Genomic DNA, 18,302 nt, shown 5'->3' with positions numbered 1-18,302 from the left:
TTCGTTACGCTCCAGCCGGCTTCACAGTCTCGTTATTCGGCAGCGCCGCACAGGGCGTGACGGCCGCTTCGGTCAGACAGTCCGAAGCCGCTGCGGCAGCAGATACCGCAGGCGCGCCAGGAACGATCTCTTGAACCCCTTTGGTCGCACCGGCGAGCGCCTTGTCGACGAGCGTATCGAGCGGCGTGGCTCGATAGCAGACGGCGCGCACGAGCATCGGCAGATTGACGCCGGCCAGCACCCGCACCTGCGGGAGCGTGGCAAGCCGTGCCGCGATGTTGGACGGCGTGGCGCCGAACATGTCGGTCAGCACAAGGGCGCCGTTTTCTTCCCTGAGACGGTCGATCTCGGCGTTGGCGTGCGCCACCACCTGCGCGGGGTCGCTGTCCGGCAACACATCGATGACACCGATGCGTGCGGGCAACCCGCCGTAAATGTGAGCAACACACTCGCGAAGCGCGGTAGCGAACGGAGCATGCGCGATGATCAGAATGCCTGCCATATCAGCCTTGCTGCAAATAACGGCCCTGGAGCGCGGCCCGGACCGAAACCTCCGACCTTTCAGCTTCGCATCCGCATGAGATGCAAGGGTCGGACCACGCGGTCGGCTGTTTGAAAGCCTTTGTATAGACAGCGTTTTTTCCACTGTCCCGCCGCGCGAGCGCGCATTGTAGCAGGGTCATTTTCGCTCTTTGAACAAACATCTGCCCGCCCTGGCTCCTGGCTCGCACCTGCATCGCATCCGCCCTGCGCCGTATCGCGCAGGGCGGCCGCGCTCAGGCGACCACACGCTCCAGCGCGTCGATGAACATGGCGGCCACATCGAAACCCGTCTGCTCCATGATTTCGCGAAAGCACGTAGGACTCGTCACGTTGACCTCGGTGAGCCAGTCGCCGATGGCATCCAGTCCCACGAGCAACAGCCCGCGCGCGGCAAGCACCGGGGCCAGCGTCCCGGCGATCTCGCGGTCGCGCGCCGTAAGCGGCTGCGCGCGGCCCAGCCCGCCCGCGGCGAGATTGCCGCGCACCTCGTTGCCTTGCGGGATGCGCGCGAGCGAATACGGCACGGGCTCGCCGCCGATCAGCAGAATGCGCTTGTCGCCGTCCTTGATTTCGGGGATGAACTTCTGCGCCATCACCGAACGCGCGCCATCGTGGCTCAGCATTTCGATAATGGAGCCCAGGTTCATGCCATCCGGCTTCACGCGAAATACGCCCATGCCACCCATGCCGTCGAGCGGCTTCAGGATCACGTCGCCGTGCTCGGCGTGGAACGCGCGCAACCGGTCCGCGTCGCGCGTCACCAGCGTCGGCGCCACGAACTGCGGAAATTCGCCGATCGCCAGTTTCTCCGAGTGATCACGAATCGCCTGCGGCCGGTTGAACACACGCGCACCGGCTCGCTCGGCGATTTCGAGTAGCCACGTCGACGTGACGTACTCCATGTCGAACGGCGGGTCTTTGCGCATCAGAATGGCGTCGAAGCCGGTGAGTTCACGCGCCACGGGCGCCTCAGCGGCGTACCACGGATGACGATGCAAGTCCTCGCCGTCGCCGATGATCTGAAAGCGTCGCACCGTCGCCTCGACAGCGCCCATCGCCCAGCCCAGGTGCTTCGGTTCGCACGCGTAGAGCGTGTGGCCACGGCGCGCCGCCTCGGCCATCATCGCGTAGGTCGAATCCTTGTAGATCTTGAAGCGGTCCAGCGGGTCGGCGATAAAAAGGATGTTCATGAATTCCCTGATGTTTTGATGGGCGCTGCGGCGCCCGGTACCGCGCCAGACAGCCGCGCTGCGCACCTCGCCAGCATGCGGCCGCGGCGCGGTGGCGCGGCGCCTCACTTGCGTTGACCGTGAGGAGCGCCGTCGGCCGTGCCGCCCAAACTCGGCGACGCGCCTCGCGCTACACCTGAATGGCTTCCGGGTCGGTCTTCTCGAGTTCCACCGACGCGGCGAGCAGCCCCAGCCGCGCCACCACGCCGTACATGTAGAAGCGGTTCGGCGGCGCCGCGCCCGGCTTCGCATGGGCGTCGGGCAGCGCGGTGTGTTCGAAACCGAGCGGCACGAAGTGCATACCCGGCGCGTTGAGGTTCTGGTCGCGCTCACGGCTGCCGTGCGCACGGTAGAAACCGCCCACCACATACCGGTCGATCATGTAGACCACGGGCTCGGCCACCTCGTCGCCCACGTGCTCGAAGGTGTAGACGCCTTCCTGCACGATCACGTCGTGCACTTCCAGCCCTTCCTTCGTCGCCGCCATCTTGGTGCGCTCGCGCTTGGAAAGCGCCGCGACCTCCGAGGCGTCGTGAACCGTCATCACGCCCATGCCGTAGGTGCCCGCGTCGGACTTGATCACCACGTAAGGGCGCTCGGAGATGCCGTACTCGCGGTACTTGCGCGCGATCTTCTTGAGCACGCCGTCGATCGCATCGGCCAGCGCTTCTTCGCCCGTGCGGAGTTCGAAATCCACGCCCGTGACGTGCGCGAAGTACGGGTTGATCATCCACGGATCGATCTCGACCATCTTCGCGAACTTCTTGGCCACGTCGTCGTAGCACGAGAAGTGGGTCGACTTGCGGCGCACCGCCCACGCGGCGTGCAGCGGCGGCAGCAGATACTGCTCATGCAGGTTTTCGAGCACGGGCGGAATGCCGCCGGAGAGATCGTTGTTGAGCAGGATCGAGCACGGATCGAAGTTCTTCAGCCCCAGCCGCCGCGGCGTGCGCTCGAGCGGCTCCAGCACGATCTTCTGGCCGTCAGACAGCGTGATCGTGACGGGGCCGGCAATGGTTTCGTCGAGCGTGCCGAAGCGGACGTTGAGTCCCGCCTGGCGCATGATGGTGGCGAGCCGCGCCACATTCTCCAGATAAAACGCGTTGCGCGTGTGGCGCTCCGGAATCACGAGCAGGTTTTTCGCGTCCGGACAGATCTTTTCGATGGCCGCCATGGCGGCCTGCACGGCAAGCGGCAGCACTTCCTGCGGCAGGCAGTTGAAGGCGCCCGGAAAGAGGTTGGTGTCGACCGGCGCGAGCTTGAAGCCCGCGTTGCGCAGATCGACCGAACAGTAGAACGGCGGCGTGTGCTCCTGCCATTCGAGCCGGAACCAGCGTTCGATCGCCGGCGTGGCGTCGAGGATCTTCCGCTCGAGATCGAGCAGCGGGCCGTTTAACGCCGTAACTAGATGCGGAACCATTGATCACTCGCTGACGGGAGAAAAAAGATTGTAGAGCAAATGCCTTGTGCATTTGGGGCCGCTTTCTCCGTTGGCAAGCGGGGGGCGCATGCATTGTGGCTATAGCCCTGATAGGCAGAAGGGGGAAGGAAGCAGGCGCGCGGCGCCTCATTGCCTGCATCCCGAAGCGAAGAGCAAAAACGCGCAGGCAGAAAAAAGCCCGCCATAAGGCGGGCCAAAGTCGCTGCGCTTGTTACTCCGTGAGGGCGGCCGGGCGGCCGCCCCGAATCTGTTTATTCGACGTGCTCGCCGTGCAGCACCACGTCAAGACCTTCGCGCTCTTCTTCTTCCGTGACGCGCAGGCCGATCACCATGTCGATCACCTTCAGCAGGATGAAGCTCAGCACGCCGCTGTAGATCACGGTGGTGAGCACGCCCTTGAGCTGCAGAACCACGCTGCCGTCGGCGCCGCCGATGTCCTTGACCGCGAACACGCCGGTCAGGATTGCGCCGACGATACCGCCCACGCCGTGCACGCCGAAGCAGTCGAGCGAGTCGTCATAGCCGAACTTGCCCTTGAGCCACGTGGCCGACCAGAAGCAGATCACGCCAGCCGCGATGCCGATCACGATCGCACCGCCCACACCCACGAAGCCCGAGGCCGGCGTAACAGCCACCAGACCCGCCACGGCGCCCGACGCGATACCCAGCGCCGAGGGCTTGCCCTTGGCGATCCACTCGGCAAACATCCAGCCCAGCGCGGCGAATGCCGTCGCCACTTGCGTCGTGAGCATTGCGAAACCGGCACGGCCATCCGCCGCCACTGCCGAACCCGCGTTGAAGCCGAACCAGCCCACCCACAACATCGCGGCACCCATCAGCGTCAGCGTCAGGTTGTGCGGAGCCATCACGTCGCGGCCATAGCCCACGCGCTTGCCCAGCACGAGCGCACACACGAGACCGGCGATACCGGCGTTGATATGCACCACCGTGCCGCCTGCGAAGTCCAGAATGCCTGCCGATGCGAGCCAGCCGGTCGGTTCCCAGACCATGTGCGCGATCGGCGAGTAGACGAGGATCGACCACAGCGCCATGAACACGAGCATCGCCGAGAACTTCATGCGGTCCGCGAACGCGCCGGTGATGAGCGCCGGGGTGATGATCGCGAACGTCATCTGGTAGACGAAGTAGACCGTCTCCGGGATGGTGGTCGCGAGGTGGCTCACCGTGAGCGTCGTCGCCTTGTCGCCCTTGATGTAGTTCATGCCGGCGAGGAAGACGCGCGAGAAGCCGCCGATGAACGAGTTGCCCGGCGTGAACGCGAGGCTGTAGCCGATCACCGTCCAGATCACCGTGATGAGGCAGGTGATCGCGAAGCTCTGCATGATCGTCGCGAGCACGTTCTTCTTGCGGACCATGCCGCCGTAGAAGAGCGCGAGACCCGGAATCGTCATGAACAGCACGAGCGCGGTGGAGGTCAGCATCCACGCGGTGTCGCCGGAATTGATCTTCGACGAATCGACCGAGAACGGCGCGGTGGGCGCGGCCGGAGCCGCAGCGGCGGCCGAAGCGGCCGACGCGTCGGGTGCTGCGGCGGCGCTGGCCGCCGGTGCTGCGGATGCGTCTGCAGCAGGTGCCGACGCCGGAGCCGCCGCCGATGCGTCGGGCGCGGCACTTGCGGCCGGCTCCGATGCAGCAGCGGAAGCGGCCGCCGGCGCGGACGCGTCATCGGCCAGTGCAGCGCCGATACCGCCCGCCAGCAGCGAGCCGGCCATGAACAATGACATCAATACTTTGCGCATCTTCGTTTCCTCTTGTCTCTGTATTCTTACAGGGCGTCCGCGCCCGTTTCGCCGGTGCGGATCCGGATCACTTGTTCGATCGGCGTGACGAAGATCTTGCCGTCGCCGATCTTGCCCGTACGCGCGGCACGCTCCAGCGCCTCGATCGCCTGGTCGACGATGTCGTCGGAAACTGCCGCCTCGATCTTCACCTTGGGCAGAAAGTCCACGACGTATTCGGCGCCGCGATAAAGCTCCGTGTGCCCCTTCTGCCGTCCGAAGCCCTTCACTTCCGTGACCGTGATCCCGGAGACGCCGATGGCCGACAAGGCTTCGCGCGCCTCATCGAGCTTGAACGGCTTGATGATTGCGGTAATGAGTTTCATTGAAATCCTCGCTGAAGTTGCGTAACCCTTTGCGTAACCCGTTTTTCGTGCCCTGTCCGTCGACATGCGGTACTCCCCAACCGCGTCGATGCACCGCCGGCGAGCCGGCTTTCGGTGCGCGGGGCAGTAACAGCAACTCCCATGCCAATTTGCATAGCCGCATGGCCAACGCACCTCTGCGCCCGCCGCAACAAGGCCCCTGGCCTGACGGCTAACGTGGGCCGCGCTGGGTGGCGCCACGACGCGATCGTTGCTAGAGTGTCCGCACGGTTGGCCGGGCAGCGCCCGCACCAAAGGCGCCCATGAATGTGAGGTGACTCGTGTTTCACGCACCAAAATTGTTCATTGCGCGCCGCTCAGCACAGTCACAACGAAACTTGCACAGTCTCTGTGCAGAAAGGGGTTTGAAATGAAACAGCCGAACGACGTCTTCAACGATCTGCAGGCACGTATTGGGGAGTTGCTGAAGAACTCGCCCGCGAAGGACATGGAGCGCAACGTCAAGGCAATGCTCTCGCAGGGCTTCTCGAAGCTCGACCTCGTCACGCGCGAGGAATTCGATACGCAGACTCAGGTGCTCGTGCGCACGCGCTCGCGGCTCGAAGAACTGGAGCGGCGCGTCGCCGAACTCGAGCAGAAGCTCGCTACGGCACAGTCCTCGTAAGGTCTCGCGAGTCGAGACCCGAGCCACGGCAAGCGAGCCGTAGAGTCATCAGCGTTTCGAGGTAGCCCGGGCGTCCGCCGCCGGGCTGCTTCACCGGGAGGAAAACATGTCGCTTGCCGTGGTGCGCAGCCGCGCGCCGGCTGCTGGCCGCGCGCCCGAAGTCACGGTCGAGGTTCACCTCGCCAACGGATTACCCTCGTTCTCCATGGTCGGCCTGCCCGACCTCGAAGTCCGCGAAAGCCGCGAGCGTGTTCGCGCCGCGCTTCAAAACTGCGGTTTCGACTTTCCGGTCCGCCGGATCACCGTCAACCTGGCTCCCGCCGACCTGCCCAAGGAATCGGGGCGCTTCGACTTGCCCGTCGCGCTCGGCATTCTGGCGGCGAGCGGTCAGATTCCTGGGGAATCGCTGGCCGGGCGCGAATTCGCCGGGGAACTCTCGCTTACCGGCGCGCTGAGGCCCATGCGCGGCGCGTTCGCGATGGCATGCGGCACCGCGCGCGGCAGCGCCAATGCCGAGGGCCGGACGCCCGAACTCTACCTGCCTGCGGCAAACGCGGCCGAAGCCGCCCTCGTACCGGGCGTCGCAGTATTCGGAGCCGCGGACCTGCCGTCGCTCTGCGCACACCTGGCTGGAGCGGCCGACGCCCGCCTTTCCCCCGTCGATACGCCGACGCTGCCCGATACGCCTTGCCGCGCCGTACCCGACATGGCCGACGTGATCGGCCAGCGGGGCGCGCGACGCGCGCTCGAAGTGGCCGCTGCGGGCGGCCACCATATGTTGATGATCGGGCCGCCGGGGGCCGGCAAATCGATGCTGGCCGCACGCTTGCCGGGACTCCTGCCGCCCATGACGGACGAAGAAGCGCTCAGTTCGGCCGCCCTCATGTCGTCGAGCATGGTCGGCTTCTCGCCGCAGCAATGGCGGCAGCGCCCGTTTCGCGCACCACATCACTCGTCGAGCGCGGCAGCGCTCGTGGGAGGACGCAATCCACCGCAGCCCGGCGAAATTACGCTCGCGCACCTCGGCGTGCTCTTCCTCGATGAACGTGTCGTTAGGTGTTGTGGCTTTGTCTGTCGTTAGGTTACATATCTATGGCGAAGTCAGAGGGGGTGCAGGGGGAGATCATACTAAGCGGTCGCGAGCCGACGACATCGCTCAGTTACTACTGCTCCGTTGAGCAACCGCCGTTGCCTGATCGCCGCTAGCCGGCTCGCCCTCGTGCCATCGCCGGGCACGCCACGTCTGCCGGCAGGCTCAGCCGGCCAGACCGATGCCGGTATTGCCGGTGCGAAGCACCCTACTTACATGCGCGCGGGGGCGTGGTCGCACTTCATGCGCGCTCCACTGACCACTGCGCCATCTCTTCCGAAGATCGCCGCCCGGTACCCGACAGCAGGCGGCCGAAGAGTCCTGACCGCCTCGAAGGCTAGGTTAGCGGCTAGCCCACCAACGCTCAGCTTCATCGATGTGAGCACATAGTAAGTCAGCGACTGCCATCGGCTGAGTGCCGTCGTCGAATCTAAACCAATGGTCAATATTCGGCCCAAGCGACCCGAGCCTATGACGCTGACTTGGGTGTAGATCGTGCGCCGTAACGGTGCTCGCGGAAATGAATTTTCCCCAGTGGGTTGTGATGCCCTCCGGGCCGCATTGAGATAGCTCGACAACGAACCCTCCGCCGTGGCGATCGAACTGCACTGTCAACAGATCGACTCGATCATCTCGTTGCCGCCGAAAATGGGGCAAAGAACCTTTGAACCCTAGTTGGCGAAGCGCGGGAACAAAACGCGCTTTTAGCGCGCGGTCCATCTCGTCACGGTTCATCGGCATGTCCAGTCAAAACGAGGCGGCTAGGTTACCGCCTGTTTTCGAAACCTTGATTGTTAGCGATTCAGGAGACGATGTCGAACGGCCGAAACTGGCCGACCATCGCCCCATGTCCAAGTGCGGCGATCGGCACGGGCGCGGCCTTTTATGCAAAAGGCATAACTCGACCCGTTACGGCCACTCGCATTTCTTCAAAGCAGACGTTCAGCGGGGCGACTCAGCGGTTCAGTTCGGTGTGCCAGAACTGGCTTCTGCCGATGAAGTCGAAGGCTTCTGGCCACGACGGATCATGGTTTGCCTCGACCCGAAACGTCGCGCCACCTGAAAAGCGGAGGCAAAGCACGTAAGCATCTGTTTTCGTGACAGCGACCACGGACTGGCCTATGAACTCAACGAGTTTGTCACAGAAGCCTACGCTTCCTTGCCGGATGACATTTTCTCCATCTTCAATCGCAGCCTTGTTATAGACGGTGAACCGTTCTTCCTGAAAAACGAGCTGGAAATAGTCGTGGATAAATGCAACCTGCGACAGTGGTTCAACGGGCACAAGCCTACTATCCATGCGTCGTGCTCCTTGCACAGTAACTGGCGACAATCTACCTCAGGGTGTCGAACGGTACATAGTGGCCGACCAGAGCCCCACGACCGTGCGCGGCGATCGTCGCGGGCGTGCGCGCGATGCAAAAGGCGTGACCCGACCCTCAAAAGACACTGAGCAATCCCGATAACGGACACTCCTGGCCCAGTTAGGAGGAGTTCACAGTCCCTAAATGACTGCCCCAGTCTCGGCGAAACGCTTCTTGAAATCTGGCAATTTTGCAATGATCTTATCGAGATCGTCCGTGCGCTTGGGAAACAGCGTGTTGAAATCGCAGCTTCGATAGCGCTCAACAAAATCAAAATCCCCGTAGAGAATATGAGCGATACAAACCATCACTCCCTTGAATTTTTCCATCTGATCGTAAGGCGAATTGATATGGCGCGTCGTATACTTCGCTGGCAAGCCTTTCAAAAGACCATCCTCACTACCAAGTTCGTAGTGGTTGTCAATGAATGCAATTCCATCTTGGATCATAGCAATCAATGCCGGGCGTGCCTGCGCAATATCCAATATTCTGCTCTGAGCGATCTGGTTTGGCCGACCAATCGATAGAAATTCCTCTCGATCCTGCACAATCCAAAATCCTAGGCCCAGTACTTCTGGTGTGTGCTGGAGCAGATGTGAAACGGTCGGGAGATTGACAATCGAGGTAGACGCGTTTACCCCAAAGAGGTACTTGCACAACTTTTGCGCGCGTTTGTTGTCGATACACACGCTTGGTTGCACAGGCGTCGTTCCGTGCTCAAAGCCAAACCCAGGATGTATAACTAAATCTGTGTGCTTCAAAGTCCGATTTTTGAACTGTCCGGACACAAAGCTCCAACCAGAAAACTGCGAAGAAACCTCGTCACAAATTTCGTAAAGTTGAGCTTTGAAATTTTTCATAGTTCTTGGATTTCTGGCCGGCACAAGGACTTCAAACGTAACTGCACGCAAATTTCGCTTCCCGCAACTTGGCACTACTAGCACGAATCGGGTCGCTTGTCGACAATCTACGTGGGGTTTCGAATTTCCCGTTCTGGCCGGCCAGCGCCCGACGACCGAGCGGGGTGATCGTCGCGGAGGCGGCCTCTCATGCAATGGGCATGAAACGACCCGGAACGGTCCATTGACTTTCTCGGTAGCGGTCATTCGCTGTTGGGTTTGGGCGTTGGTATGATTTTGATTTGATCGAGAAGAAAAGAGATTGAACAACGAATGAGACTCGACATCGAGGGCAAAGCGGCCATCATCGCGCCTACGTACACACAGATCGCTCGTGAGATCAAGTCACTGCGAAGCTACGGCAAGTCGTCTTATGCGTCATTGACTGACGATGCAGGAAACTACGTGCAGATGGCCGGCGGCGGAGTGAGCTGCATGATCGAGCGCTTCGAATTCGGCGGAGAACGATGGAGAGGGTTCCACGATAAGCCTTCGCCTGTGCGCCCAGATGGCACGATCCTCGTCTTTCGAGCGGGCAACATCCCGATGCGCTCCGATGAATGGTTCGTGGCCCATCAGGTCGTGGAAGTATTTCTGGCGTTCCTTGGTGGCGCACCGTATCCTCCCTTTGTTCACTGGCGGTTAGCGCCAAGCTTGCGAGCCTGAGACGCAATCGAGCCGCCGCCGGAATCCTGCGCCGCGCATCATCGACGTTCTTGACCCTGCCGTCGACTGACCGAAAGTGGCCAGCCCTGGCCCGACGCCGTGAAGGAGTGGAAGCCTGCTGCATCATCTATGTCAGTCTGCATCCCTGTCACGCTGCAGAGCAAGGGGGCCTGACATTGCGAGCACGCTCTGGGGCAACAGTCGCCCGACTCATTCAGAAGTTCGATGCCCACGTGTAATTTTCACACAGCGCCTCATGGCTCGGCTTTGATGACTACTGTTCCCGCGATGAAATCATGTATGGCTCTGCGCTTTTTATTGAAGAGCAGGGTAATAAATTCGCTCCAAATCCAGATTTGTAATGCAATGCTCACGGCCTTATACCAGTTTGGTGCGTGTGCAACCAGAGCGATGCTACGTTGCGTGTAATTTAATGAGAAATATTGTTCGCTCGTTACGCCTAGTGATGCATAACACATGGCTATGGACGATGCGAGAGAAAGAAGCAGTAGCACTGAATAGCGATAGAAGGCTGCTCGTCGGGTGACAGGTGAGCCATCGGTCATGACAATCTTCGTGTGAAGGAAAAGCTTGCCGGGTGTGCCGCCGTAGCGGGTTACCAAATAAACATTAAACCAAATCCCAAATACCGTCCCAGGAAGCAGCCAGTAAAGCTGAAATAAGCGAGAATATTGCGAGCCATAGTAGCCAATGGCCATCAACGGTATCAAGACAACGAAGTCAGCCCAATATGCACCGAACCGACGCCAAAATCCCGCGTATGTCATATACCTCCCTTATGTACTCACAATTTTCGCAATCTTTACTTACTCACCCAACGATTCTGCATAGCATGTCGTGATAATACAACCCACTAAGGAACTTCGATCGCCACAACGCCCGGGACGGTTCGGCTTGTACTTTTTACTCGAAGTGAGGTCGTCCGTCGAGCGGCTGAAACTAGCCGCTCCCTGCCTCATGCGTCGAGCGCTCGTTGGAAGAGGCGTGCGTGTGCATGCGTCGCGTCTTCACCACAACATCACGCAATCGTCGCTGGACGCCAACGCATTTTCAGATCCCTGGACGTCTCCCCGACGCATGCGAAGCCAAGTCGCTCGTAGAGGCGGCGAGCGGGATTGCCGTGGATAACGCTCAACGAGACGGCTACATTCGCACGCTCCGCTTCCGCCAACACGCGGCGCAAGACGGCGTTCCCAACCCCGCGACCCTGATAATCGGGAATGATTTGTAGCTGATGCACGTGCCATTCCGCATCAGCGCGGCTGAGCTTGAGAAGGCCGATATCGTCTTTGCCAGCTTGAATCACCTTTGCGTCTTCAAAGTTGGACCTGACCCGCTGCATGTGAGTCTCGTCGTCGGTTGGAACGCCGGCATTTAGAAGGTGCTCGGTCATCGTTAGCTTTCGAAGTCGCAGCAGAAAAGGCTCGTCTGCGGCGGACGCATCTCGCAAGGTGATTTCAGGTTCCATTCGTCGAGTATCTTGCTTTGCGGAGGTCGATTGTTGGCGATCTTGCCAACGCTGTCGACGGTCTCATGTTGGCCGACCAGAGTCCTATGCCCGTGCACGGCGATCTATTCTGCCGTGCGTTGGATGCAAAAGGCATAAACCGACCCAGGTCGTGTGGAAACCAATTTTGCGCGTTGAGGTTCGCGACTTTGTCGTGGTCGACCGGGCTTTGTAGCCTGACGGTCGTGCCGGCATCGCTGATCATAAAAAGGCTCTTCCGAGCCTCAGCTTCCTGCCATCCCCATGGCCTTCGCCATCCGCTCAACCCCAAGTATATTCATGACGCGCTTGAGGTTGTAGGCCAGCACCTGGAGGCTCATTTCGGTGCTCACCCGCCCAAGCGTTCGGGTCAGGAAGTGCGTGTAACCCATCCAGTACTTGAGTGTGCCGAAGACGTGCTCGACGGTACTTCTGCGGATGGTCATTGCATCAGGTTTCCGGTCCAGCCGGCGCTGCATGGCTTCCAGGATATGTTCATGCTCCCATCGTCGGATGCGGCGATAGTCGGCGGGCGAACATCGCTCCTTGAGATGGCATTGAGGACAGGCGCTGGGCCAGTACACCCGCAGATTCATGTCATGCTCAACCGTCGTGAATCGATGAATCGCGCGCTCGCCGGCAGGGCACCGATAGACATCGCCTTTAGCGATGTAGATGAAGTCCCGTTTCGTAAACAGGCCTTTCTTCCTGGATGCCGACGTGAGAGGTTTGGGGACATACGCCTTGATGCCGGCCATCTCGCACTCGCGGATCTCCGGACCGCTGAAGTAGCCCCGGTCAGCCAACACCTTCAGAGTCGGTTTGCCCATCGCCTTGCTCGCCGACATTGCCATCCTGCTGAGTTGTCCGTGATCGTTTCCGATATTGGTTACGTCGTGTTCGACGATCAGGTGATGCTTGGCATCCACGACAGCCTGCACGTTGTATCCCACCATGCCCGAGCCTTTGCCACTGGTTGCCATGGAGCGTGCGTCGGGATCAGTAAGCGACAGCTGCCTGTCCCGTTGCTTCTTCAGCTGCTTTTTTATCTGCGCGAGTTCACGCATCTGCTGCCGCAGGCGGACAATCTTCTCGTACAGGTGCATGGTCTTCACATCGAAACCTGTCGGACTGATCCGGTCAGCGGTTTCAATCGCATCGAGATAGCGCTGAATGCTTTCCTCAATCTGCTGCTGACGCCTGTCGATCTTGCCCGCAGTGTAGTTCCTGTCACGGTTGTTCACCGCCTTGAACTTGCTGCCATCAATCGCCACCATGTCACCGGACAGCAGCTTCAGTCGCCGGCACACTTCGACGAAACGCCGGCATACATTGCGAATGGCCGCACCGTTGGCGCGTCGAAAATCTGCAATCGTCTTGAAGTCCGGCGCCAGACGACCTGTCAGCCACATCATCTCGACGTTACGCTGGCATTCGCGCTCAAGACGCCGGCTGGAGGGTACCCGGTTCAGATACCCGTAGATATAGACCTTGAGCATCACGCCCGGGTGGTAGGACGGGCGACCCGTGAGCGCTGGAGTGGCGCCGCTGAAACCGAGCTCCGCAAGGTCCAGTTCGTCGACGAAAACGTCGATGATTCTCACCGGGTTGTCGTGTCCGATATAGTCATCGACGCATTCGGGAAGTAGTGCGACCTGCTTGCGGTCATCGCCTTCAACGAATCGCTTCATGAGTCACCCGATCTCCGTGCGTTGATTCAGTTTAGGAGATCAATGCGTTTTCACACAGGCTGGACCCAAAGCGGACATTCCGCATACCTGGAAGCGGTCATTCGTTTCGCGCACTTCGCGCGAGCGTGTGTCTGGCGTGGTGCCCTCAGAAGACCTCCGTGACCAGGAAAAAATGGTGCCCCATAGGACGCACGGAAATAGACGGGCCCTGTTCGTCAGCTGGAGGATTTCCTGAAAGTGGTTTATCCGCCTCGTCAAAGACAAGTGTATGGAAAATGTTCGGTCCGGTTACCGCTCCGGTATCGCCCCAATCCCATTGACGGTGTTTTGGCGAGGCTCCCTCACTCTCATGCACCAGTCGTAAATACGTTGCTCGCGTGAGTTGAAAATGAATCCAGTCAGGATCGATTCGCAGCCTCAGTAATGAGCCAAAGATCGTGACAGTTACCACCGGAGCGAGGACAACTGAAACGAGCGACCTCCAGCGCCGATCCCACAAATTCCTGGCAAAACCAACGAGCCAAACGATGGCAACTACCAAGGCTGGCAAGAGAATTACTGGTATCAAAAAATACGAAAGATTCAGCCACCTGTCTAGCTGGTCGGAGCAGTATATCAGTGCGCCGAAAGCCAGCCAAACATAAAGATGCATCCGAGAAAAACGGTCTCCATGTGTGATATTCGGAAATCGATTCTGCGCGCTCTTGTCCATGTGTTCTACTTGTCGAATGCAGACCTGGAAAATCAATTTCATCAAAAGCTGCCACTACAAAGCGCTGATTGTCAACGATAGAGAAGCTGAAGTCGGCTGTCCGCTTCCGGCCGCGCCCCGACCGACGATACCGCCTCGCCGCTTACGACGCGCCGGCGGCAGGCATCGATCCTACCAGCTACTTTAATGCCCAATACCAGCTGCCGGCATATTGCCGGTCAACAGTTTCCTGCGACTCAAAAGTAAACGCGAGGCCATCGACGAGAGCATCAGAGCATCCGCGGACTCGAAACACGTCCTTAAACTCCTTCAAGAGTGTTTCGTTTCCGGCCAGCAGATCACGCTCCGCGTCTGTCTTTGTTTGAATCAGAAACCATCTCTGGTTTGGTTCAAGTGCCGTTACGATGCAATCTTTCACGTGTTGCCGAGAGAGTGCTCGCAGGTCAGCCTCGGCCTGTAGCACTATCAGGCGAAAACTCGCTTCCATAGCTCCTTCACCTCCCCGGACGCGGGCGGTTGTTGTTGAACCGCAACCAATAAGAATTGGCACGATACGATGCCGAAGGCGTAGATTGTCGGCAATTTCGGCGCCGACGTCGACTGGCCGTTCATGGCCGCAAGGAACTTTGCCAGCGGGCGGATTTCCCCGTGCACGCTCGCTTGCTCAAAGGATTTCATGTATTCGGCCCGCCGGCTTACTCGCACCACCGTCCACGGATACCCACCGTTGGAGGCATGCAGATTCCCGGAGAGAGTGTCAACAGTCTTCCCTGCTCGTTGGCAGCCAGCGCGCTTCGCTTGCTCCTTGGGCACCGGATAGTTGTCGCTGACCGCCGGTCATACTGCTTGACGCTCTAATTTCCCGACTTATCCTCAAGTCGGAAAGCCGGAGGCAGCCTCATTGCCGCCGCGGAATGCCGAACTCAATGTGTGGCGTGTGTCTCACTGGTCGGTCGGAGTGCCTGTAGCAACTGTTCCAGTTTTTGCACCAGTTCGTCGAAGGTGAGGATGACAACGGACCGCAGGCTATTTCGATAAAACTCGAACGATTTGCGTTCTGCCCGCTCCGCAGGACTTCGACCCGCGATGACTACCGCATTAATCGCAAACGCCTCTACGGAATAGTCCTCGGAATTTTCCTTAAGACTGGCAAGATTCCTATTGAGGTGATTTGCTTGATCAAGAACTTGACTCACCGCCCCAGAAAGGTCCCACGACGGCGCGAACACGTCGCGCCGATACGCAACTTTCTTTGAGAGCAATTCCGTGTGCGGCGTCTTGATTTCAATCAAGCCGAGATTTCCCGTCGCGACCGCTTTCACAGCGAAGTCAGCAATCTTGTCTCCTGTCCCATCGAACTTGCGTCCACCCACGGAGAACTGGTCGCCCATTTTTAATACCGGGAATCCGAACGCAAGCCTCAGAATGAATGGATTATCGTTGAAGAACCGCTGCCAGTCATGCTCATTCTTCCGCTTATCAAGCATATCCTTCAGGCGTTGAACCAGAACCTCCAGTGTTACTAGCTCGATTTCGTTCGATAGCTCCATCATCTCCTGCGTTTTGGACCTGCTAAGTTGCCTTGCGTGGCTCTTCATAGTTGCCACGACTACTTGCTGGTCCGCAGCAGACAATTGAACGCCCTCTCGGGGTGCCGAGCCAAGCGCGCGAACAATTGAGTCCTTCCGATACGCTGGGTTCATCAACGGGTATTTGCTACCATCCAGCGCGTGAAGCAGCGAATTGTTCGCATAAGCAGATTTCTCCGAGTTAGCGAAATTGAGAGCAGCTTCGTGAGTTCTGTTGATAGCTTTGCGGACTTCATCGAGCGACCGGGCTGAAATCGAATACGTGGAACCGTTGAGCGTAGGCGAATCGCCACGCCCCTTGAATATACTGAGCGTATCCATGCCTTTAATCCGTTCAACCGTATCCGTGATGAAACGAAGGTCATAGTTCAACCCGAGACCGAAACACGGGTCCCTGACAAAGCCCGACGGAAGATCCCGAAAAAATTCCTTGACGTCATCTACGTCCCGCGGCCAAGACAAATCGACGTCGGCACTAGTGACTTCGTCCATGCTGTCCTCCTCGCCGTCGCTGTCGTCCGCATTGTCGAAACTATCATCGTCCGAATATTCGTTTCCGTAACCGGGCCATTCGAAGGTAGATCGAAAACCAACAAATTGGATGGCCCGCAGTCGGTCATATTTTGGTTTCAGGAAATAAGAGCTCGCCGCATTGGTATTCAACGGAAATGTTGTGATGGTCTCTTCTTCGACATTGCCAATCGCGAGCAAAATCGTATCTTGAGGAGGAACGAATTCGATATTCCACCGTTGCGCCATCTCGATGGCCCTCGGTGCTGGCCTGTACCTAAGTTCCCAGTTACGTTGGTCCCGTTTCTGGAGCACGAGCTCCGTCCCCTGCTCTTCGGTCGCGTTAAACGCGGCTCCATATCGCCTTCTTGCCATTCTTCTTTTCCGTCTAGTCTTTGTTAACGAATCGTCCTATTTGGCTGCGACGTCACAACGTCTTCACTCGAGACTCGCGTCATCGATACGGCACTGCCATTAGCGCGCTACCTACCCGCTCTGGCGCGTCGTCTGGGGATTTCCACTGGTCGCGAGATGTAACGCCATCGGTCTACTCCCTCTCACGAGACGACATAAGTGACCTTGCTCTCCCGCGTCGCTCGGAACTTAATCGGCACTGCTTGGCCAATCTTGATGTTCTTGCGCCGAGCCGTCATCACGACATCGGAGATGTCGATGGCAATTTGTTTCTCTGACAGTAGTCCGCCAAAAGCATGAACTCCAAGTAGTTGAGTTAGACGCATCGTCGTGGGGCGGCCCACAGCGATTGACTTCTGAAGCGATTCGACTTCGTGTTCGGTCTGAGGCTCGACTGTTGCGGTCATGGTGCTTCCTGCAGAGGTGTGTCGAAAACCTGCCAGACCATGCACGCGCTCAATATCGTCCGCAGAGATTTCGGGTTTCGGCGGCAGAGCAATGTCGATTGCCGAACGTTGCAAAATCAGGCGCATTTCCTCAACGAAGTCCAATAGACCATAGCCGGACGAATCCTTCGGCAGTTTGCCACGACCTGCCGCAAGTCTTTGGCCATCGACCTCGACTACAATGTCAATCTCTCGGCCCTGACGAATGACATTGTTCAGCTTCCATAGTTGGTCAAAATAGGGGAGTACCTTTATTCCCCGTCCAACCCAGCGCTCGTAATTTGGTGTTACGCGCACGTGGAAGCGTTGGCCGTCCGAGGTCACTGATAGCGCTAGGTGGCCGCCGAATAGCTGCGCTTCGCACGAAAAACCTTTGCGTCCCGAGGTCAGCGTCGTCGGATTCTGGTCAAGAAACTCGAATTCACCCTTCCTTTTGGACCCGACCGATAGCCGCAAAACCGCATGACGGCCGGAAGGATTGGAGACGGAAACGTGTCGCGTTTCTCCATTCAGACTTTCAAGCAAAGGCGTCCCGCGGAACGTGATGCCATCGCCTTCAAGGGTCACGGACTGTCCGTATTCAAAAAACCGCCTCATAAGCTGCCGAGTCTTGGCACTGTGATGAAGAGTCATCGAGACATTCACCGGACCGTTGACCGGTTCGAACGTAAACGAAGAGCCGGAGCCGTCGTGCTCAACGCTCACCCTAAACCGCGGGTCCAACTCTTCGAGCGACTTCGCAATGGCGGTCATTGTTGCACCCGCGCATGAGAGGGCATCCCGCACCGATATAGCAGTGCCTATTCTCGGGGACATCACCGCATCGCTTATAGCCTGCGGCTTGTTGATGCCTAACAGAGCTCGCGCTTCGGCCGTTTTTTTCCATTGCATCAGCTTTTCGACGGGATAGCCGTCGACGTCCCGGTCGATGAGCGCGGCACAATTGCGACAAAGCCAGATACCGTTTTTGAATGAAGACCGTTCCGCTGACGTCAGCGCAGCGTCGTATCGCGGGCCGCCCGGTGCTGCCGCTGTGATGTGGGCGGCTTCGCCTGTAGTAACGAAACCTTCAGGGATGCTTTTCGGGCCAACCGTTTGATTCCGGCAGTCTGGATTCGAGCATGTGAAGGCAACGCGACGAGCTAGTTCCTCGACAACGGGCTTGTTGAAGTTATCACGCGGCATACGTTATTTAGTTTCGGTAAGCGACATCAAGCCTAGCAGACGCCCTCAAATCGCTCAATTGAATAAAGCGAAATTCGCAAACATCCGGGCGCCACCGGCCGCATACTCGAGAGGATGAGGCAGAGCACGTCGGAGCGCGCAATAGCTCGCCCGGGTCGGAGATTATGCAAAATGAATACATCAAGTTGTTGAGATGGTACCGCCAGAGACGGCCGGGCGACAGCCAG

General features: G+C 58.8%; 17 protein-coding genes and 1 pseudogene. 3 read left to right on the top strand and 15 right to left on the bottom strand.

Translation table 11 applies throughout. The annotated features are described in order from the left end of the window. Positions 1-4: 4 nt before the first annotated feature. The 5 genes from PXJ20_RS04055 to PXJ20_RS04035 form a co-directional block, all read right to left on the bottom strand. Positions 5-502, bottom strand: a complete 498-nt coding sequence (locus PXJ20_RS04055; protein ID WP_421030223.1) for a PTS sugar transporter subunit IIA — start codon at positions 500-502, stop codon at positions 5-7. Between the two features lie 274 nt (positions 503-776). Further along, positions 777-1,733 carry a glutathione synthase gene (gene gshB / locus PXJ20_RS04050; protein WP_413212952.1) on the bottom strand — a complete coding sequence of 319 codons (957 nt, stop codon included), beginning with the start codon at positions 1,731-1,733 and terminating at the stop codon, positions 777-779. Between the two features lie 169 nt (positions 1,734-1,902). Beyond that, positions 1,903-3,192: a glutamate--cysteine ligase gene (gene gshA, locus PXJ20_RS04045; protein ID WP_017772583.1), complete on the bottom strand. Its 1,290-nt coding sequence runs from the start codon at positions 3,190-3,192 to the stop codon at positions 1,903-1,905. 272 nt (positions 3,193-3,464) lie between these two features. Next, on the bottom strand, positions 3,465-4,973 hold the full coding sequence (locus tag PXJ20_RS04040; RefSeq protein WP_126877699.1) for an ammonium transporter: 1,509 nt from the start codon (positions 4,971-4,973) through the stop codon (positions 3,465-3,467). Between the two features lie 26 nt (positions 4,974-4,999). Next, a complete protein-coding gene (locus tag PXJ20_RS04035) occupies positions 5,000-5,338 on the bottom strand; it encodes a P-II family nitrogen regulator (RefSeq protein WP_006048089.1) in 339 nt (112 codons plus the stop codon). Between the two features lie 409 nt (positions 5,339-5,747). Between PXJ20_RS04035 and PXJ20_RS04030 the strand changes: the two genes are divergently transcribed. Both PXJ20_RS04030 and PXJ20_RS04025 read left to right on the top strand, forming a co-directional pair. Next, positions 5,748-6,002 carry an accessory factor UbiK family protein gene (locus tag PXJ20_RS04030; protein ID WP_017772582.1) on the top strand — a complete coding sequence of 85 codons (255 nt, stop codon included), beginning with the start codon at positions 5,748-5,750 and terminating at the stop codon, positions 6,000-6,002. A 106-nt stretch (positions 6,003-6,108) separates the two neighbouring features. Next, a pseudogene (locus PXJ20_RS04025) lies at positions 6,109-7,047 on the top strand (YifB family Mg chelatase-like AAA ATPase); the annotation flags it as partial. A gap of 387 nt (positions 7,048-7,434) precedes the next feature. Here PXJ20_RS04025 and PXJ20_RS04020 read toward each other — a convergent pair. From PXJ20_RS04020 to PXJ20_RS04010, 3 genes are all read right to left on the bottom strand, one after another. Next, a complete protein-coding gene (locus tag PXJ20_RS04020; RefSeq protein ID WP_233411591.1) occupies positions 7,435-7,812 on the bottom strand; it encodes a DUF4304 domain-containing protein in 378 nt (125 codons plus the stop codon). 235 nt (positions 7,813-8,047) lie between these two features. Further along, positions 8,048-8,392 (bottom strand): hypothetical protein, encoded by a 345-nt coding sequence (locus tag PXJ20_RS04015; protein WP_199541773.1) that lies wholly within the window; start codon positions 8,390-8,392, stop codon positions 8,048-8,050. Positions 8,393-8,596: 204 nt separating this feature from the next. Further along, entirely contained in the window at positions 8,597-9,316 is a 720-nt protein-coding gene (locus tag PXJ20_RS04010) for a hypothetical protein (RefSeq protein WP_421030222.1), read from the bottom strand. Between the two features lie 312 nt (positions 9,317-9,628). On the opposite strand from PXJ20_RS04010, the gene PXJ20_RS04005 reads away from it, so the two are divergent. Next, on the top strand, positions 9,629-10,021 hold the full coding sequence (locus tag PXJ20_RS04005) for a hypothetical protein (protein ID WP_199545374.1): 393 nt from the start codon (positions 9,629-9,631) through the stop codon (positions 10,019-10,021). Positions 10,022-10,275: 254 nt separating this feature from the next. Here the strand turns inward: PXJ20_RS04005 and PXJ20_RS04000 are convergent, their stop codons facing one another. The 7 genes from PXJ20_RS04000 to PXJ20_RS03970 all read right to left on the bottom strand — a co-directional run bounded on the left by PXJ20_RS04000 (position 10,276) and on the right by PXJ20_RS03970 (position 18,075). Next, positions 10,276-10,809, bottom strand: coding sequence for an RDD family protein (locus PXJ20_RS04000; RefSeq protein ID WP_199545375.1), 534 nt, complete (start codon positions 10,807-10,809; stop codon positions 10,276-10,278). Between the two features lie 251 nt (positions 10,810-11,060). Continuing rightward, positions 11,061-11,510, bottom strand: a complete 450-nt coding sequence (locus PXJ20_RS03995; protein WP_421030221.1) for a GNAT family N-acetyltransferase — start codon at positions 11,508-11,510, stop codon at positions 11,061-11,063. A gap of 263 nt (positions 11,511-11,773) precedes the next feature. After that, positions 11,774-13,219, bottom strand: a complete 1,446-nt coding sequence (locus PXJ20_RS03990) for an IS1182 family transposase (protein ID WP_421030220.1) — start codon at positions 13,217-13,219, stop codon at positions 11,774-11,776. A gap of 145 nt (positions 13,220-13,364) precedes the next feature. Beyond that, positions 13,365-13,973 carry a hypothetical protein gene (locus tag PXJ20_RS03985; protein ID WP_199545314.1) on the bottom strand — a complete coding sequence of 203 codons (609 nt, stop codon included), beginning with the start codon at positions 13,971-13,973 and terminating at the stop codon, positions 13,365-13,367. A 423-nt stretch (positions 13,974-14,396) separates the two neighbouring features. Next, positions 14,397-14,609: a hypothetical protein gene (locus PXJ20_RS03980; protein ID WP_199545315.1), complete on the bottom strand. Its 213-nt coding sequence runs from the start codon at positions 14,607-14,609 to the stop codon at positions 14,397-14,399. A gap of 245 nt (positions 14,610-14,854) precedes the next feature. Next, positions 14,855-16,279 carry a Shedu immune nuclease family protein gene (locus PXJ20_RS03975; RefSeq protein WP_199545312.1) on the bottom strand — a complete coding sequence of 475 codons (1,425 nt, stop codon included), beginning with the start codon at positions 16,277-16,279 and terminating at the stop codon, positions 14,855-14,857. Positions 16,280-16,587: 308 nt separating this feature from the next. Next, positions 16,588-18,075, bottom strand: a complete 1,488-nt coding sequence (locus tag PXJ20_RS03970; protein WP_199545311.1) for a hypothetical protein — start codon at positions 18,073-18,075, stop codon at positions 16,588-16,590. Positions 18,076-18,302: the final 227 nt, after the last annotated feature.

It is taken from the genome of Paraburkholderia sp. A1RI_3L, assembly GCF_048957895.1.
Lineage (GTDB): Bacteria > Pseudomonadota > Gammaproteobacteria > Burkholderiales > Burkholderiaceae > Paraburkholderia > Paraburkholderia kururiensis.
Note: the sequence above shows the minus strand (reverse complement) of the source record. Positions and strands in the feature narration are given on the sequence as shown.

Coding starts and splice junctions, on each gene's coding strand:
- PXJ20_RS04055 (WP_421030223.1), bottom strand. CDS start 502: ATGGCAGGCATTCTGATCATCGCGCATGCTCCGTTCGCTACCGCGCTT.
- gshB (WP_413212952.1), bottom strand. CDS start 1,733: ATGAACATCCTTTTTATCGCCGACCCGCTGGACCGCTTCAAGATCTAC.
- gshA (WP_017772583.1), bottom strand. CDS start 3,192: ATGGTTCCGCATCTAGTTACGGCGTTAAACGGCCCGCTGCTCGATCTC.
- PXJ20_RS04040 (WP_126877699.1), bottom strand. CDS start 4,973: ATGCGCAAAGTATTGATGTCATTGTTCATGGCCGGCTCGCTGCTGGCG.
- PXJ20_RS04035 (WP_006048089.1), bottom strand. CDS start 5,338: ATGAAACTCATTACCGCAATCATCAAGCCGTTCAAGCTCGATGAGGCG.
- PXJ20_RS04030 (WP_017772582.1), top strand. CDS start 5,748: ATGAAACAGCCGAACGACGTCTTCAACGATCTGCAGGCACGTATTGGG.
- PXJ20_RS04020 (WP_233411591.1), bottom strand. CDS start 7,812: ATGGACCGCGCGCTAAAAGCGCGTTTTGTTCCCGCGCTTCGCCAACTA.
- PXJ20_RS04015 (WP_199541773.1), bottom strand. CDS start 8,392: ATGGATAGTAGGCTTGTGCCCGTTGAACCACTGTCGCAGGTTGCATTT.
- PXJ20_RS04010 (WP_421030222.1), bottom strand. CDS start 9,316: ATGAAAAATTTCAAAGCTCAACTTTACGAAATTTGTGACGAGGTTTCT.
- PXJ20_RS04005 (WP_199545374.1), top strand. CDS start 9,629: ATGAGACTCGACATCGAGGGCAAAGCGGCCATCATCGCGCCTACGTAC.
- PXJ20_RS04000 (WP_199545375.1), bottom strand. CDS start 10,809: ATGACATACGCGGGATTTTGGCGTCGGTTCGGTGCATATTGGGCTGAC.
- PXJ20_RS03995 (WP_421030221.1), bottom strand. CDS start 11,510: ATGGAACCTGAAATCACCTTGCGAGATGCGTCCGCCGCAGACGAGCCT.
- PXJ20_RS03990 (WP_421030220.1), bottom strand. CDS start 13,219: ATGAAGCGATTCGTTGAAGGCGATGACCGCAAGCAGGTCGCACTACTT.
- PXJ20_RS03985 (WP_199545314.1), bottom strand. CDS start 13,973: ATGAAATTGATTTTCCAGGTCTGCATTCGACAAGTAGAACACATGGAC.
- PXJ20_RS03980 (WP_199545315.1), bottom strand. CDS start 14,609: ATGAAATCCTTTGAGCAAGCGAGCGTGCACGGGGAAATCCGCCCGCTG.
- PXJ20_RS03975 (WP_199545312.1), bottom strand. CDS start 16,279: ATGGCGCAACGGTGGAATATCGAATTCGTTCCTCCTCAAGATACGATT.
- PXJ20_RS03970 (WP_199545311.1), bottom strand. CDS start 18,075: ATGCCGCGTGATAACTTCAACAAGCCCGTTGTCGAGGAACTAGCTCGT.